This window comes from Rothia santali (genome assembly GCF_024199905.1).
Taxonomy (GTDB): Bacteria; Actinomycetota; Actinomycetes; order Actinomycetales; family Micrococcaceae; genus Rothia; species Rothia santali.
The window spans coordinates 1-14,259 of sequence record NZ_JANAFB010000058.1; the positions used below are offsets into that span (position 1 = coordinate 1).

Annotated in this window: 12 protein-coding genes; 4 read left to right on the plus strand and 8 right to left on the minus strand. The window is 73.5% G+C overall.

Annotated features, from left to right (window positions below):
* Together NBM05_RS14460 and NBM05_RS14465 are read left to right on the plus strand one after the other, a co-directional pair.
* The coding region (locus NBM05_RS14460; RefSeq protein WP_373689345.1) for a 3-hydroxyacyl-CoA dehydrogenase family protein at positions 1-1,397 on the plus strand (1,397 nt) is incomplete at its 5' end.
* Between the two features lie 43 nt (positions 1,398-1,440).
* Positions 1,441-2,022, plus strand: a complete 582-nt coding sequence (locus tag NBM05_RS14465) for a Rieske (2Fe-2S) protein (protein ID WP_254168899.1) — start codon at positions 1,441-1,443, stop codon at positions 2,020-2,022.
* On the opposite strand, the gene dxs is transcribed toward NBM05_RS14465, so the two are convergent.
* The 5 genes from dxs to NBM05_RS14485 form a co-directional block, all read right to left on the minus strand.
* Positions 2,019-3,977, minus strand: coding sequence for a 1-deoxy-D-xylulose-5-phosphate synthase (dxs, locus tag NBM05_RS14470; RefSeq protein ID WP_254168901.1), 1,959 nt, complete (start codon positions 3,975-3,977; stop codon positions 2,019-2,021). The two genes, NBM05_RS14465 and dxs, sit on opposite strands and share 4 nt — an antisense overlap.
* 123 nt (positions 3,978-4,100) lie before the next feature.
* Positions 4,101-6,908, minus strand: coding sequence for an aconitate hydratase AcnA (gene acnA / locus NBM05_RS14475; protein ID WP_254168903.1), 2,808 nt, complete (start codon positions 6,906-6,908; stop codon positions 4,101-4,103).
* Positions 6,909-7,168: 260 nt separating this feature from the next.
* Positions 7,169-7,420 (minus strand): class I SAM-dependent RNA methyltransferase, encoded by a 252-nt coding sequence (locus NBM05_RS15945; RefSeq protein ID WP_373689346.1) that lies wholly within the window; start codon positions 7,418-7,420, stop codon positions 7,169-7,171.
* 151 nt (positions 7,421-7,571) lie between these two features.
* Positions 7,572-8,750 carry a TRAM domain-containing protein gene (locus NBM05_RS14480; RefSeq protein ID WP_373689347.1) on the minus strand — a complete coding sequence of 393 codons (1,179 nt, stop codon included), beginning with the start codon at positions 8,748-8,750 and terminating at the stop codon, positions 7,572-7,574.
* On the minus strand, positions 8,750-10,711 hold the full coding sequence (locus NBM05_RS14485; protein ID WP_254168905.1) for an APC family permease: 1,962 nt from the start codon (positions 10,709-10,711) through the stop codon (positions 8,750-8,752). Before NBM05_RS14485 ends, NBM05_RS14480 begins: the two co-directional genes overlap by 1 nt.
* A 118-nt stretch (positions 10,712-10,829) precedes the next feature.
* Here NBM05_RS14485 and NBM05_RS14490 point away from each other — a divergent pair, with 118 nt between their 5' ends.
* Together NBM05_RS14490 and NBM05_RS14495 are read left to right on the plus strand one after the other, a co-directional pair.
* The gene (locus NBM05_RS14490; RefSeq protein ID WP_254168906.1) at positions 10,830-11,534 is read left to right on the plus strand and encodes a potassium channel family protein; all 705 of its coding nucleotides are present in this window, start codon (positions 10,830-10,832) and stop codon (positions 11,532-11,534) included.
* A gap of 2 nt (positions 11,535-11,536) precedes the next feature.
* Positions 11,537-12,271 (plus strand): potassium channel family protein, encoded by a 735-nt coding sequence (locus NBM05_RS14495; RefSeq protein ID WP_254168908.1) that lies wholly within the window; start codon positions 11,537-11,539, stop codon positions 12,269-12,271.
* A gap of 102 nt (positions 12,272-12,373) precedes the next feature.
* Here NBM05_RS14495 and NBM05_RS14500 read toward each other — a convergent pair whose 3' ends face one another.
* The 3 genes from NBM05_RS14500 to NBM05_RS14510 all read right to left on the minus strand — a co-directional run.
* On the minus strand, positions 12,374-13,102 hold the full coding sequence (locus NBM05_RS14500; RefSeq protein WP_254168910.1) for a DUF3159 domain-containing protein: 729 nt from the start codon (positions 13,100-13,102) through the stop codon (positions 12,374-12,376).
* Between the two features lie 20 nt (positions 13,103-13,122).
* The gene (locus tag NBM05_RS14505; protein ID WP_254168911.1) at positions 13,123-13,503 is read right to left on the minus strand and encodes a hypothetical protein; all 381 of its coding nucleotides are present in this window, start codon (positions 13,501-13,503) and stop codon (positions 13,123-13,125) included.
* Positions 13,496-14,259 (minus strand): DUF3710 domain-containing protein (locus tag NBM05_RS14510; protein WP_254168913.1); only part of this gene is annotated, 764 nt, incomplete at its 5' end. The genes NBM05_RS14510 and NBM05_RS14505, both read right to left, overlap by 8 nt.

Here is a 14,259-nt window from a genome sequence, read left to right on the forward strand (position 1 = left end):
CTGCACGCCCTGAGCGGCAACCTCTGCCGCTGCACCGGCTACCGCCCGATCAAGGACGCCGCCTACGCCCTGGGCTCCCCCGAGGAGCACGACCCCCTCCTCCGGCGGCAGGGCACCGCGGCCCCGCGGCGCTGCGCCTCTTCGCCGACTCCCCCGTCCAGGACCGGGCGGCCTCCCGCCGGGCGCAGGTCGAGGCGCTCGGGCGCCTGGCCGCCGGGGACCAGTTCCCCGCGGCCGTCTACGCGATGCTGGAGCTGGTGCAGCGGCGCGGCAAGCGCCCCTCGATGGTCCCGCCCGGGGCCAGGCCGGCGCGGGTCGGGCACGTCGGCGTCGTGGGGGCCGGGCTCATGGCGGCCCAGCTGGCCGTGCTGTTCCTGACCCGGCTGCGCGTGCCCGTGGTCGTCAGCGACGTCGACCGGGAGCGGGTCCAGCGCGGCCTGGGGCACGTCCGCACGGAGCTGACGCGGCGGGGCGAGCGCGGGCGGCTCACGGCGCGCGAGGCCGAGCACCTGGGCGAGCTGGTCACCGGGCGGGTGGGGACCTCCGGCTTCGAGGACTGCGACCTGGTGATCGAGGCCGTCTTCGAGGAGATCGGCGTCAAGCGCCGGGTCTTCGCGGACCTGGAGCGGGTGGTCCGGGCCGACTGCGTCCTGGCGACCAACACCTCCTCGCTGCTGGTGACCGAGATGGCCGAGGGGCTGCGGCACCCGGACCGCGTCGTCGGGATCCACTTCTTCAACCCGGTCGCGGCGATGCCGCTGGTCGAGATCGTGCGGACGCCCGCGACCTCGGACCGCGCGCTGGCCACCGCCTTCGAGCTCGCCCGCGACCTGGGCAAGACGCCCGTGGGGGCCGCCGACTCCTCCGGGTTCATCGTCAACCGCGTGCTCGGCGCGGTGCTCTCGGAGCAGGGCCGGGCGCTCGACGCCGGCGCCTCGCCCGAGCGCATCGAGGAGGCCTACGCGCCGCTCGGGCTCCCGATGGGACCGCTGGTGCTGATCGACCTGGTCGGGCTGCCGATCGCGGTCCATCTGCTCGAGTCGCTGCGCCGGCACCACGGGGACCGGTTCCACCTCTCCCCCGTGCTCGCCGAGCTCGAGCGGCGGGGCGTCCGCCCGCTCGCGGGCCCCGCCGGGGGCTGGAGCGACCCGGCGCGGGAGGTCGCGGAGGACCTCGGCGGGGAGGCGGAGGAAGCGCCCTCCGCGGCGACACTCCGCCGCCGCCTGGAGGACGCTCTCGCCGGGGAGATCTCTCGTATGCTGGACGAGGGCGTGGTCCCGGACCGGCAGGACATTGACCTGGCCATGATCCTCGGCGCCGGATGGCCGTTCTTCAACGGCGGCATCACCCCCTACCTCGACCGCGTGGGCGCCTTCGAGCGACGTCGCGGACGATGAGACCGGCGGGCCGCTCTGCCCGCCCTGGCGAGCGAAGGACGGCATGAGCGACGTCGAGCACCACCACCAGAACCAGCGCCCCGGCCGCGAGCCGGAGGTCTGCGGCGGCTGCGGCCCGAGCAGGCGCCGGGCCATCGCGGGCGCGGGCCTGATCGCCGGAACCGCCGGTCTCCTCGCGGCGTGCGGGGAGGGCTCGGCCGCCGACGACGGCACCCCGGTCGACCTCGCCGCGGCCGCCGACGTACCGGTGGGCGGGGCGCTGAAGGCCACCGAGCAGGGCCTCACCGCGCTGCTGACCCAGCCGGCCGAGGGAGAGTTCAGGGCGTTCAGCTCCTCGTGCACCCACCAGGGGTGCACCCTCAATGTGCAGGGGACGGAGATCGTCTGCCCCTGCCACGCCTCGAAGTTCTCGACCGAGGACGGCTCGGTGCAGGGCGGACCCGCGACCGAGGCGCTGCCGGGTACCCGGTCCGGGTCGCCGACGGCCGGCTCATCGTCGGCGGCTGACCCCGCCGGCCCGACCGCCCGGCCGGTCCCGCCGGACGGCCTAGACCCGCCGCCCGGCCGGGGCCCGTCCTCCGGCCGGGTCTCGGCGGGGCGGCCCGGGACCGCCCCCGCCGCCTAGATCTCGCGCGGACGCGCCGCCCGGGCGTAGGGCACCTGGTGGCCCGCGAGCTGCTCCAGCGTCGAGCGGGTGATCCGCTCGGCCGTGAGCCCGGCGTCGTCGAAGACCTCCTGGCGGGAGGCGTGCGGCAGGAACTCCGCGGGCAGGCCCACCTCGTTCAGGGCCGTGTCGACCCCGGCCGCGCGCATCTCCTGACGGATCCGGGAGCCGATGCCGCCGGCCCGCACGCCGTCCTCGATCACGACGACGATCCGGTGCTCGGCCGCCTGCTCGAGGACCGACGCGGGCACGGGGATCACCCACCGCGGGTCCAGCACGGTCACGTTGACGCCCTCGTCCCGCAACCGCCCCGCGATCTCCAGGGACAGCTCGGCCATGGCGCCCACCGAGATGATCAGCACGTCCTTCTCCCGCTCGGCCTCGCCGGTGCGCAGGAGGACCTCCGCGCCGTCGCGCAGGCGCTCGATCGCCTCGATCTCCTCGCCCACGTTGCCCTTGGGGTAGCGGACGACGGTCGGGGCGTCGTCGATGGCCACGGCCTCGCGGAGCTCCTCGCGCAGCCGGGCGGCGTCGCGCGGCGCCGCGAGGTGCAGGTGCGGCACGATCTGCAGCAGCGCCAGGTCCCACTGCCCGTGGTGGCTGGGGCCGTCCGGGCCGGTGACGCCGGCCCGGTCGAGCACGATCGTCACGCCGGCCCGGTGCAGGGCCACGTCCATGAGCAGCTGGTCGAAGCCGCGGTTCAGGAAGGTCGCGTAGAGCGCGATCACCGGATGCATCCCGCCGAAGGCGAGCCCCGCGGACATGGCCACGGCGTGCTGCTCGGCGATGCCGACGTCGATCACCCGGTCCGGGTGCTCCAGCGCCATCTGCTGCAGCCCCACGGGGATGGTCATGGCGCCGGTGATGCCGACGACGTCGTCCCGCTCCCCCGCGATGCGCGCGATCTCCTCGCCGAAGACCGAGGTCCAGGAGCGCCCCGGCCCCTTGGGGGCCGCCTCGCCGGTCAGGGGGTCGATCTTGCCGACGGCGTGGAACTGGTCGGCGTCGTCGGCCCGGGCCGGCGCGTAGCCGTGGCCCTTCTCGGTGATCGCGTGGACGATCACGGGGCCGCCGTAGTTCTTGGCGGAGGTCAGGGCGGACTCCAGCGCCTCGATGTCGTGCCCGTCGATGGGCCCGAGGTACTTCATCCCGACGTCCTCGAAGATCCCGTGCGGGACCATGACGTCCTTGAGCCCGGCCTTCATGCCGTGCAGCGCGCGGTAGACCATCTCGCCGGGCGCCCCGGCGCGGTGCAGGCCGCGGCGCATGAGGTCCAGCGTCCGGTCGTAGCGGCGGTCAGTGCGGACCTTGTCCATGGACTGCTGGAAGCCCTGCTGGATGTCGGCCAGGTGGTTGGCGAAGCCGCCGACGGTCGGCGCGTAGGAGCGCCCGTTGTCGTTGACGACGATGATCGCGCGGCGGTCCTTGTCCGCGGCGATGTTGTTGACGGCCTCCCAGGTCATACCGCCGGTGAGGGCGCCGTCGCCCACCACCGCCACGGCGTAGCGGTCGTCCTCGCCGGTCAGCCGGCGGGCGCGCGAGATGCCGTCCAGCCAGGACAGCGAGGAGGAGGCGTGCGAGGACTGGACGATGTCGTGCACCGACTCGGCGCGCTCCGGATACCCGGACAGCCCGCCCTTCTGGCGCAGCGTCGAGAAGTCCTGGCGGCCGGTCACGAGCTTGTGCACGTAGGACTGGTGCCCGGTGTCGAAGACGATCGAGTCCCGCGGGGAGTCGAAGACCCGGTGGATGCTCAGGGTCAGCTCGACGACGCCCAGGTTGGGCCCGAGGTGTCCGCCCGTCGCGGAGACGTTGCGGATGAGGAACTCCCGAATCTCCGTGCTCAGTCGCTCCAGCTCCGCCGAGCCCAGGCGCCTCAGGTCGCGAGGCTCCCGGATGCTCTCAAGAATACCCACATCTACTCCTAGAGACCCGCCCCCGCCCGGGCCGGGTCATGACGACAAAAAAGGCGGGGTAGCCTCCCCGCCGGATGGGCGGTGCGGGAGGCCCCGGAGGACCTCCCGCACCAAGTCTACGGTCTATTTACCGCGGACCAGATTGCGCAGGACGTACTGCAGAATGCCACCGTTGCGGTAGTACTCGGCCTCGCCCGGGGTGTCGATGCGCACGACCGCGTCGAACTCCGTGACGGACCCGTCCTGGGCCGTGGCGGTCACGTGGACCGTCTTGGGGGTGCGCCCCTCGTTGAGCTCGGTCACGCCGGAGATCGAGAAGGTCTCCGTGCCGTCCAGGCCCAGCGACGCGTGGGACTCGCCCTCGGGGAACTGCAGCGGCAGGACGCCCATGCCGATGAGGTTCGAGCGGTGGATGCGCTCGAAGGACTCGGTGATCACGGCGCGGACGCCGAGCAGGCGGGTGCCCTTGGCGGCCCAGTCGCGCGAGGAGCCGGTGCCGTACTCCTTGCCGCCCAGCACGACCAGGGGGGTGCCCTCGGCCGCGTAGTTCTGCGCGGCATCGTACACCGTGGTCTCCTCGCCGTCGCGGGTGAAGTCGCGGGTAAACCCGCCCTCCGTGCCGTCGAGCAGCTGGTTCTTGATCCGGATGTTGGCGAAGGTGCCGCGGATCATGACCTCGTGGTTGCCTCGGCGGGAGCCGTAGGAGTTGAAGTCCTTGCGCTCGACGCCGTTCTCGGACAGGTAGCGTCCGGCCGGGGTCTCCGACTTGAACGAGCCCGCGGGCGAGATGTGGTCGGTGGTCACCGAGTCGCCGAGCTTGAGCAGCACGCGCGCGCCCTCGATGTCCTCGACCGGGCTGATGTCCATGCTCATGCCCTCGAAGTACGGGGGCTTGCGCACGTAGGTGGACTCCGCGTCCCACTCGAAGGTGTCACCGGTCGGGGTGTCCAGGTTCTTCCAGCGGTCGTCGCCCTCGAAGATGGTGCTGTACTCGGTCTTGTAGGCGTCGGTGCTGACGGACTCGTCGATGATCTGCTGGACCTCGGTCGGGTCCGGCCAGATGTCCTTGAGGTAGACGTCGTTGCCGTCCTGGTCCTGGCCCAGGGCGTCGTTCTCGAAGTCGAAGTCCATCGAGCCGGCCAGGGCGTAGGCGATGACCAGCGGCGGGGAGGCCAGGTAGTTCATCTTCACGTCCGGGTTGATCCGGCCCTCGAAGTTGCGGTTGCCCGAGAGCACCGAGGTGACCGAGAGGTCCTTCTCGGCGATCGCGGCGGAGACCTCGTCCTCGAGCGGGCCCGAGTTGCCGATGCAGGTCGTGCAGCCGTAGCCCACGATGTAGAAGCCGACCTTCTCGAGGTCGGGCAGCAGCCCGGCCTTCTCGTAGTAGTCGGTCACGACCTTGGAGCCCGGCGCCACGGAGGTCTTGACCCACGGCTTGGAGCTCAGGCCCTTGGCGACGGCGTTGCGCGCCAGCACGCCCGCGGCCATCATGACCGAGGGGTTGGAGGTGTTGGTGCAGGAGGTGATCGAGGCGATCGACACCGCGCCGTGGTCCAGCTCGAACTCGCGCCCGTCGGGCATCGAGACGTGGACGGGCTGGGAGGTGCGGCCCTCGGCGTGCTGGGCGGCCGAGACGGTGTGCCGCGGCTTCTGCTCCTCCTGATCCTCGGCGGTCGCGGTGGTCGAGGGGGCGTCGGAGGCCGGGAAGGACTCCTCGAGGGCCTCGCAGGCGTCGTCGCCGACGTAGTTGACCAGGTCCTCGCGGAACTGCTCCTTGGCCTTCGTCAGCTCGATGCGGTCCTGCGGGCGCTTGGGCCCGGCGATCGAGGGCACCACGGTCGAAAGGTCCAGCTCGAGGTACTCCGAGTACTTGACCTCCTTCGACGGGTCGTGCCACAGGCCCTGCTCCTTGGTGTACTTCTCCACCAGGGCGACCTGGTCCTCGTCCCGGCCGGTCAGGCGCAGGTAGTCGAGGGTCACGTCGTCGATCGGGAACATCGCGGCGGTCGAGCCGAACTCGGGGCTCATGTTGCCGATGGTCGCGCGGTTGGCCAGGGGCACCTCGCCGACGCCCTCGCCGTAGAACTCGACGAACTTGCCGACGACGCCCTGCTCGCGGAGCATCTCGGTGATGGTGAGCACGACGTCGGTCGCGGTCGAGCCGGCGGGGATCTTCCCGGTCAGCTTGAAGCCGACGACCTTGGGGATCAGCATCGACACGGGCTGGCCCAGCATCGCGGCCTCGGCCTCGATGCCGCCCACGCCCCAGCCCAGCACGCCCAGGCCGTTGACCATGGTGGTGTGGGAGTCGGTGCCGACGAGGGTGTCCGGGTAGGCGCGCAGGGCGCCGTCGACCTCGCGGGCCATGACGGTGCGGGCCAGGTACTCGATGTTGACCTGGTGCACGATGCCCATGCCCGGGGGGACGACCTTGAAGTCCTCGAACGCGGTCTGGCCCCAGCGCAGGAACTGGTAGCGCTCCCCGTTGCGCTGGTACTCGATGTCCATGTTGCGCTCGATCGCGTCGCTGTTGCCGAACGAGTCGATCTGGACCGAGTGGTCGATCACGAGCTCGGCCGGGGCCAGCGGGTTGATCTTGGTCGGGTCGCCGCCGAGCTCCTTCACGGCCTCGCGCATGGTCGCGAGGTCCACGATGCAGGGCACACCCGTGAAGTCCTGCATGATGACGCGGGCCGGGGTGAACTGGATCTCGGTGCTGGGGTCCGCCGTCGGATCCCAGCTGGCGAGCGCCTTGACGTGCTCGCCCGTGATGTTGGCACCGTCTTCGGTGCGCAGGAGGTTCTCCAGGAGAACCTTGAGGCTGAAGGGCAGGTTCTCGGAACCCTCGACCTTGTTCAGCCGGAAAATTTCGTACTCGGTGCCGTTGACGTCCAGGACGCCCTTGGAACCGAAGCTGTCCACAGTGCTCATTGCGTGGGACTCCTCTCGCCACTGTTCTTACTGAGGCGTAGCCGCGCGTCCCCTGGCTGAGTCCTAGCTGTTCCGTCGCGTCGTGTGTGAACGCCGAAGTGAGTAGGTGTGATGCAAAACCTTTGGAGACACAGTGCCGCTAAGCCTTCGTCCAGCAGTCTACCCGCTCCGGCGGTCCGAGCCCGCGTCGGGAGGGGCGTGGCGGCCGAAAACCGCTCCATCGCGGGCCAGAAGGGCCCGCAACGAAGCGGCCGGGACCCTCAGCCGGCCGGCTCGAAGACCGCGACCGCCTCGACGTGGTGCGTCTCCGGATACAGGTCCAGGCCGCGCGTGGAACGCAGCCGCCACCCCAGGCCGCGCAGGTATCCGGCGTCCCGGCCGAGGGCCGCCGGGTCGCAGGCGACGTAGACGATGCGGCGCGCACCCGAGGCCGCCAGCGCCTCGATCGCCTCCCGCCCGGCCCCCTGCCGCGGCGGATCCAGCACGACGACGTCGGGCCGGCCGGGCAGCACCTCGGGGCCCGGCCTGCGGGACGGACCGCGTCCACGTCCCCGCCTGCCCCGGGGCTCGCGTGCGCACCACCCGTCCCCGGATCGGTGCCCGCTCCCGAGCCTCCCGAGGCCCGGGCGTGCGCCGCCAGCGCCTGCTCGACGCCGGAGCGGGTCACCAGGATCCGCGCCCCCTCGGCCCGGCGCCGCGGGCGGTCCTCCCGGCCGCAGGTTCTCCACCGCGTCGGCGGAGGTGACCGGCGAGCCCTCGACCGTCCAGACGGCCCCCGACTCCCGACCTGACCGGCCACGACGGCGGCGAACAGCCCCGCCCCGCCGTACAGGTCCCAGGCCGTCTCGCCGGGGCGCAGGGCGGTGGCCGCCGCGACCTCGCGCGCCAGCAGCCCCGGCGCCGCGCGGTGGATCTGCCAGAAGCCCCCGCGCCGACCCTGAACGCCAGCCGCGGCGCGTCCGGTCCGCCGGCGGGATCCGCCACCGTCTCGGTCACGGCGTCGTCCCCGCGCAGGGTCACCGGGTCGGGGCGGGTGCCGCGGGCGCGCCCGGGAACGGCCGCCGGGCGCGCGACGGCCGAGACGTCCGCCCCCTCCGGCAGGCACGCGGCGAGCGCCTCGTCCAGCAGCGGGACCGTCGCGGCGAAGTCGGCGTCGGCCCGGACGGTGAGCTGGATCAGCGGACGGCCGCCGTCGGCCGGGGCCGCGACGTCGATCCGCTCGACGCCCGGCCAGCGCCCGCGCCACAGGCCGAGCGCGTTGATGGCGGGCACGGCCAGCGGGAACTCCTCGATCGGGACGACGTCGGAGCTGTGATGCGGGTGCATGCCCGGACGGCCGGCGTCGTCGACGGCGAAGTGGACGCGGGTCCGCCAGCCGGACCCGCCCTCCCCGGCCCCGTCGCCCACGGTCCGGTGCGCCGCGGCCCCGGACCCGTCCTCCTCCGGCTCGGCGGGGGGGACCCGCAGGTCGCGCACGGCCGGGTCGTGGCCCGGGATGCCGCCGAGCCGGGTCAGCTGCTCGCGCAGCACCTCGGCCTTGAGCTCGCGCTGCGCCTCGGGGAGGAGGTGGCCGTAATCCACGCCGCCCACGGGCAGCTCACGGCGCAGGGCGTCCGCGAGCGGCCAGGGGTGGGGGCGCCTGCTGGGCGAGGGCTCCAGGACCTCGAGCAGCCGGGCCGTGGCGAAGCGCCCGCGCGGCCCGAAACCCTCCACCTCGACCCGCACCCGCTCGCCCGGCACGCCGTGGCGGACGAAGACGACCCGCCCCTCGTGCCGGCCGACGCAGGCGCCGCCGTGGGCGATGGCCCCCAGCTCGACCTCGAAGACGTCTCCCGTGTCCATCAGCTCTCCTCCAGATCGTCGTTCTCTCGCCCCAGCCGCCAGGGCACCAGCGCGGTGACCACGCCCGGCTCCTCCGCGAGCGCCCTGCTCAGCCGGCGCCCCAGCCTCCGGTGCAGGATGCGCTGCCACCACCGCTCCACGATGTACTCCGGCACGTAGACGATCACGACGTCGCGGGGCGAGCGGGTGCGCGCGGCCCGGACGTGCTCCAGGATGGGGCGGATCCGGTCCCGGTAGGGGGCCTCGAGGACGGTCATGGGCACCGGGATCTCGTAGGCGTCCCAGCGGGAGCGGATCTCGCGGGTCTGGGCGTCGTCGACGTTGAGCACCAGCGCCTCGAGGGTCGAGGGCCGGGTGGCGCGGGCGTAGGACAGCGCGCGCAGCGCCGGCCGGCGCAACCGGGGGATGACCACCATCGCGTGCACCCGGGCGGGCAGGGCCTTGTACTGATGGCGTCCGGTCACGGCCAGCTCCTCGTCGATGCGTCGGTAGTGTCTCTTGGTGGCGTTGGCGGCGAGGCTCAGCGCCGCCACCACGAGCACGGTCACCCAGGCCCCCTGCCCGAGCTTGGTGATGAGCACGACGACCAGCGCCAGCAGGGTCGCCGCGAGGCCCGCCGCCGTGACCGCCTGGGCGCGCAGGAGCCGGCGGCGCGGGAACCGGTCGGTGGTCCGCCGGATCTGCCGGTGCCGGCTGCGCAGGACCGCTCCCTGGGTCAGGGACATCGAGAACAGGACCCCCAGCACGTAGAGCTGGATCAGGTCGTTGACGTCGGCGCCGAAGGCCGCGGTGACCGCCGCCGCGCCGGCCCCGAGCATGAGCGCCCCGCTGGCGTAGGCGGAGCGGTTCTCCCCCGCCCGCAGCTGCACGGGCAGGTAGCCGCGGTCGGCCATGGAGGAGGCGAGGATGGGGAACCCGATGTACGCGGCCACGGGCGCGACGAGCAGCAGCAGGGCCGTGCTGATCAGCAGCAGCTCGGAGACGACGCCGCGGCCGAAGACCGCGACCACGACCTGCCCCAGCACGGGCATCTGCAGGAAGCCCTCGGGCGCCGGGCTCCCGTCTATGCGCAGCTGCTCGGGGTCCATGGCGACCACGGCGCCGGACTCCCGGGCGAGGTAGAGCACGCCGAGCAGGGCCACCGCGGAGATGCTGCCGGTGATCATCAGCGTCGTCGCGGCGTTGCGAGAGCGCGGGGGGCGGAAGAAGGGGACGGCGTTGCTCACCGACTCGACGCCGGTCAGGGTCACCGCGCCGGAGGAGAAGGCCCGGGCCAGCAGCAGCGCCAGGCCGAAGCCGACCAGCGCGTCCTCGGCCGGCGTCGCCGGCACCAGCTCGTACCCCGCGCTGGGGGCCGGGCCGAGCGCGCCCACCCACGACTGCACGACGCCGACGCCGACGGTGAGCGCGAGCAGCACGGCGAACGCCCAGGCCGGCACCGGCGCCGCCCGCCCGGCCAGGCGCAGCCCGCGCAGGTAGGCCACGGTCAGCAGGACCACGAGCCCGACCGCGAGCAGGGGCCGGTGGCCCTGGAGCACCGGCAGGAGCGTGACCAGGTACGTCGAGGCGCTGGAGATCGAGACCGCGACCATCAGGACGAAGTCGAAGAGCAGGCTAGCCCCGACCGCGCTGCCGGCCGCCGGTCCGAGGCGCTCGGTGACCACCGCGAAGTCCCCGCCCGAGCGGGCCACCTCGGTGATGTTGTACCGGTAGGTCCCCACCACCAGGAAGAGGGTGACCGCGATGGCCAGGCCCACCCAGGGCGAGAGGGCGAGGGCCGCCGTGCCGGAGAGGGCCAGCACCATGATGATCTCGTCGGGCGCGTAGGCCAGCGCCGAGAGCCCGTCCGAGCCGAAGACGGGCAGGGCCGACCGCTTCGGCAGGGTCAGCTCGCGGAGGTTCCGCGTCTCCTCCGGGGCGCCGAGGAGCACCCGGCGCGCGCGAGCGGTCAGTGATTGCACAGTGCCCAAGGGTACTCCACGCCCGGCCCGGACGCCCCCGCGCCGTGGGCGCGGTGGACTAGGCTGGAGCATGCGGCCGGGAGGGACCGGCCGCGGGAGCGCGAGGAGCGGAGGGACCGTGCCACATTTCGTGATCATGGGCGTCGGACGGGTGGGCGCCATGCTGGCCCGCACCCTCGAGGCGGCCGGGCACACGGTCGCGGTCATCGACCAGGACGAGTCCGCGTTCCGGCGGCTCGACGCCGACTTCCAGGGCAAGCGCGTGACCGGCGTCGGCTTCGACCGCGGGACCCTGGAGCGGGCCGGCATCGAGGGCGCCTACGCGTTCGCGGCCGTGTCCAACGGGGACAACTCGAACATCCTGGCGGCCCGGGTGGCCCGGGAGACCTTCCGCGTGGCCCGGGTCGTGGCCCGCATCAACGACCCGCACCGCGCGGAGTTCTACCAGCGCCTGGGCATCCCCACGGTCGCCGCGGTGCGGTGGAGCTCGGACCAGGTGCTCCGGCGCATCCTGCCCGAGCAGAGCCTGACCGGGGACTACCGCGAGTCCTCCGGGCGGCTGATGCTCGCGGAGCTGCACCTCCACGAGGACTGGGCGGGCCGCCCGCTCCGGGACATCGAGGAGGCGGGCGGGGTCCGCATCGCCTACGTCACCCGCTTCGGCGAGGGCATGCTGCCCGGGGCCGAGACGAGCTACCAGCAGGGCGACGTCCTGCACGCGATGATGCGCACCCGGGAGATCGACGAGATCTCCCGGATCCTGTCCGCGCCGCCCCACGAGGACGACGGCGTGCTGCGGACCGTGGCCACGGAGAGGAGCTGATCGTGCGGGTGCTGATCGTGGGGGCGGGGTCCGTGGGATCCTCGATCGCCCGGGAGCTGCTGAGCCACGGCCACCGGGTGACCGTGATGGACCAGAAGCCGGAGTCGATCGGCCGGTCCGAGCTGGGCGGGGCCGAGTGGCTGGTCGGGGACGCGTGCGAGCTCAGCGAGCTCAAGCGCGCGGAGCCGCACCGGGCCGACGTCGTGGTGGCCGCCACCGGGGACGACAAGACCAACCTGGTGGTCTCCCTGCTCTCCCGCTCGGAGTTCGGGGTGCCGCGCACCGTGGGGCGGGTCAACAACCCGCGCAACGAGTGGCTCTTCGACGACTCGTGGGGCGTCGACGTCGCGGTCTCCACGCCGCGGCTCATGACGGCGCTGGTCGAGGAGGCCGTGGAGGTGGGCGACGTCGTGCGCCTCCTGAGCCTGCAGGCCGGCGGGGCGACGCTGAGCGAGTACACCGTTCCCGAGGACCACGCGCTGGCCGGGGAGACGGTGGGCTCGGTGCCGTGGCCGGAGGAGAGCACGCTCGTGGCGATCCTGCGCGACGGCGTGCCGATCCCGCCGAGCCGCGATGACGTCCTGGAGGAGGGCGACGAGCTGTTCTTCATCACGACGCTGCGCGGCGAGGAGGCGCTGCAGCTGCTGATGAACCGCTCCGACCGGAGGGCCGGCGGGAGCGCGGCCGACGCCGGCGAGGCGGCCTCCCAGGAGGCGGCGCAGGGCCAGGAGCTCTAGGGGCGGGCCGGGGCGCTCACGGGCAGGCCCGGGGCCCGGGCAGGTCCAGGACTCGCACGGCCGGGACCGGGGTGGCCGCGCGCCAGGCCCCGGGGCCGGGCCTCAGGCCGCGGGCTCCTCGCGGGTCGCGGCGGGCCGGCTCACCATCCAGCACCACCAGATGGTCAGCGCGTAGAGGGGCAGGCCCATGACGATCCGCGCGATCCCGATCCCGGCCACGTTGTCGGCCAGGTAGAGCGGCACCTGCACCAGCAGCCGCAGCAGGAACATGCCCGCGAACAGCCCGGTGGCCCACTGGTAGGCCCGCAGCCGCTCGGGCTGCTTGCGCCACCGGAAGTCCTCGCCGCGGATGAACCCGAGCAGGATGCCGACGAAGGGCCAGCGGACCACGATGGACAGCACGGTGCCGAGCAGGTATGCCGCGTTGAGCCACAGCCCGGGCACGTAGTAGTCGATCGCCTGGCCGCTCACGCGCGCGACGACGGCGCAGATCACCACGCCCACGGCCCCGGAGACCGCCTGCATCACGCTCTCCCGCTTGAGCAGGCGCAGCACGGAGGCGAGGACGGCGAGCCCGACGGCGATGATGAGCGCGAGCCGCAGCGACTCGGTCGAGAGGTAGATCGCGAGGAACAGCGCACCGGGCACGACGGCCTCGAGCAGCCCGCGGACGCCGCCGATCGCGTGCAGGACGTCGATCTGGCCGTTGGCGTGGCGGCGGAGCCCGTCCCGGCCCCGGTAGGAGGCGGCGATCCTGTCGCTCAGGGAGCCCTGATCCGGGCGCTCCTCGCGGTCCTCGGCGGGGCCCTCCTCGGGCGGTCGTTCGGACATGCTCAGCTCTCCTCGCCGGCTCAGTACTGTCGGTTGCGCGAGACGATCTCGTACCGCGGATTGTAGATGACGGCGTCGGCCCCGGAGCGGGTCAGCAGCCCCGAGCACCGCAGCGTGGTCCCCGCGCCCACGCCGGAGACGATGCGCTGGCCGTGCCAGACGAGCCGCACCCGCGCGCCCGCCGCGACGGGCCGCTCGCGTTCCTGCCATTCTGGCACATCGGCCTCGGGGGACGACCCCCGGACCGGGCGGTCCCCGCCGCGGGGGACCGCCCGGCGGCTCCAGGCGACCTCGAGCACCGCCTCGTAGCGCGGCGGCGCGTCGTAGGGCCGGATCACGACCTCCGCGACCCGGCCCTCCACGATGGCCCGGGCGCGCCGGGCCGTCGCCTCGTCAGCCAATCTGGGTGGTCTCCGGGCCGCGCTCGGGGACCTGCAGGTCGGGCTCCTCGGCGGAGCCGGCCCGGGGGTCGCGGGCCACGGCGTCGTCGGGCACCTTGAGGGGCAGCATGTCCCGCGGCGCCATCGGCTCCTCGCCGCGGACCACCACGAGGGAGCGGAAGACCTCCTCCAGCGGCTCGGCCGCCTGGGCCTTGACCGCGGCGTCGCCGGAGACGACGCCGCGCAGGAACCACCGGGGCCCGTCCACGCCGATGAACCGGGCGATCTTGAAGCCGCGGCCGCCGTCGGGCAGGGCGGCGGGGATCCGGGCGGTGACCTGGCGGCCCAGCGGCCCGTCGGTGACCTCCACGACGCCGCCCTGGGAGCGGATGGACTCCGCGAGCTCGGTGCGGATCTCGGGCCAGAGCCCGCGGCTCTTGGGGGCCGCGAAGGCCTGGGCCTGGAGCACGGAGTTGCCGTGCTGGAAGGTGACGGAGACGACGCTCTGGCGCTTCTGGTCGACGTCGATCCGCACGTTCACGTTCGCGACCGGGCGGATCAGGAGCCCGCCCATGTCGATGTAGGGCGCGTCCTCGTCGCGCTCGGAGGCGTCGAAGGGGCCGGTGGCCGCGCGGTCGGCGAGGGCCTCCTCGTCCGCGGGCTCGTCGGCGGTCTCGTCGGTGGGCTCGTCCGCGGCGGTGCCGACTCGGTCCGCGGGGCTGTCCCCCCGGCCCGACCGGGTGCCCGCGGGGACGTCCTCGGCGTCCGCGCCGGTGG

Bases quoted from the DNA above. Each gene is read 5' to 3' on its own strand.
- NBM05_RS14480 (WP_373689347.1), bottom strand. From the start codon at position 8,750: ATGGACACGGGAGACGTCTTCGAGGTCGAGCTGGGGGCCATCGCCCAC.
- NBM05_RS14465 (WP_254168899.1), top strand. From the start codon at position 1,441: ATGAGCGACGTCGAGCACCACCACCAGAACCAGCGCCCCGGCCGCGAG.
- NBM05_RS14500 (WP_254168910.1), bottom strand. From the start codon at position 13,102: ATGTCCGAACGACCGCCCGAGGAGGGCCCCGCCGAGGACCGCGAGGAG.
- acnA (WP_254168903.1), bottom strand. From the start codon at position 6,908: ATGAGCACTGTGGACAGCTTCGGTTCCAAGGGCGTCCTGGACGTCAAC.